2 protein-coding genes are annotated in these 1631 nt (G+C 56.8%); both read left to right on the top strand.

Annotated features, from left to right (window positions below; all coding sequences use genetic code 11):
* Nucleotides 1-311 precede the first annotated feature (311 nt).
* Complete coding sequence (locus tag IFO71_RS21555) at nucleotides 312-782, top strand: hypothetical protein (RefSeq protein WP_192031754.1); 471 nt, start codon at nucleotides 312-314, stop codon at nucleotides 780-782.
* Complete coding sequence (locus IFO71_RS21550) at nucleotides 766-1500, top strand: hypothetical protein (RefSeq protein WP_192031753.1); 735 nt, start codon at nucleotides 766-768, stop codon at nucleotides 1498-1500. The genes IFO71_RS21555 and IFO71_RS21550 overlap by 17 nt, the downstream gene beginning before the upstream one ends.
* The last annotated feature ends 131 nt before the right edge of the window (nucleotides 1501-1631 follow it).

Here is a 1631-nt window from a genome sequence, read left to right as displayed (position 1 = left end):
AATCGTCCACCCGTATCCGAACCAACGCTTCGCGTTCTAACTCGATGCAAGAGCCGGATGCGTTAGCAGCGCACGTCCGGATCTGTGCGGGGGGCGCCGGGTGACCGGCGGCCCTACCGCGATCCAACGGCGATTTGGTGGGTGTCCAGGTTTGACGTGCTGTGGCGACGGGGGGGAAGTTTGGGAATGGGGCGGGTAGTGCGGCTTTGAGTTATGCGATGAAGAGAACGAGTCTGAGGTCAAGACAATCTGTCGGCTACAGGAGGGCCGGCTCAGTAGCGGGTTCGAAATTGTGCACTCCGGGTCCGGGCATGCCGGCGGAGCCTGAAGCAAAGTTGCTCGGGGCTCTTAAGCGAATTGCACCGTCGGTATCGTCTGCCACTCTTGCTAGCAATTTCGAATACGCCGTCAGAATCCACAGGGAAGCGAATGGATCCATTGGCTTTGGTGACCTCGAAACTTGGGAATCCCATATCGGCGTAACCACGACCGCCTGGGAGCCCGCGGGCGGGGCCGACCTTGGCGACCTTCATGCTCATCCACTTGCTGGGCCCCACACAATAAACGAGAACGACCTTTACTTTTTTGAGCAGGGGGGGGATTTCACTCGTAAAGTTGGCGGGAAAGTCTTGGTGAAACCGGGAGCCTTTAGCCCAGGCGATCTGGATGCATACCGGGCAGAGGGGCAAAATGGCTGGATGACTCCTGCCGGTTCAAACAAGCTGTTGTATTTCCCTGTAGCAGGCAACGCGAATAACTGCCACTATGAATACGATTACTAAACTGATAGTTTCAGCGATGATTGCATCAGGATGCTCCGCCGCGGCGAGCGCGGCTGTTCCGGTGCACGCTGGAATCGACACATCGTCTTTGCAAGAAGGCGCTGTGGTTGGTGGCGTGCTGGGTTATGGTCCAGAGTGTCAACTGGCTCTGTTCCCGAGCAGAGAAGCAGCGGCAAATCGTGACATGCGTGCAGCGATGCCCTTGCATAGCGGGTCGAACTCGATCGAACTCGGGCATGGAGTTGAAGCTCGTAATGTGATCGGACGCTATGTGCTGGCTCAGCGAAGCATGTCGCTGCAGTCCGAGGGTGGGGCCGCGTCCGCTGAAGGCAGCGTTTACTATCTGTTTGGAAAGCCAGGGGGTGCTGTTGAATGTGTTCTTGAAAGCTCAGTTCGCCGCATCCCTCTGAACGTTGTGTTGTCCGACACATTCGACACTTCGGAGTCCGTGGAGGTTGTGGGATGGCTAGGGTTGCATAATGGAGGCATGGTGCTGTACACGAATCGAGAGAGCGCCGAGAACAATTTTTGGATTGCCTCTGTTCCTCTTGCCGGCCCTAAGCTGGGGACACCGGGGATCTTGCCTGCGTGGAAGGAGTTGCAGCCGAGTGTTAATTCTTACATTGCAGTGACTGGAAGGATAGAAAGGACTAATGGATCCGGTGGATTTACTCGACTGATGCGAGTGGACAGCATAAGAATCGTCGAATCTCCGTGAAACCCGTAACGACCGTACGGCGGGTTAAACCCATAGGACCGTACCGCGCGTACGGCGGGTTAACCCGTACGACCGTACGGCGGGTCTCGACCCGCCGCAGTGTGATCGCTTCTGTCCGTGGTTCGCGTAAA

Source organism: Pseudomarimonas arenosa, assembly GCF_014841215.1.
GTDB lineage: Bacteria > Pseudomonadota > Gammaproteobacteria > Xanthomonadales > Xanthomonadaceae > Pseudomarimonas > Pseudomarimonas arenosa.
This window is presented reverse-complemented; position numbering and strand designations above follow the sequence as displayed.

Excerpts from the sequence above, each read along its gene's own strand:
- IFO71_RS21555 (WP_192031754.1), top strand. The coding sequence starts at position 312 with ATGCCGGCGGAGCCTGAAGCAAAGTTGCTCGGGGCTCTTAAGCGAATT.
- IFO71_RS21550 (WP_192031753.1), top strand. The coding sequence starts at position 766 with ATGAATACGATTACTAAACTGATAGTTTCAGCGATGATTGCATCAGGA.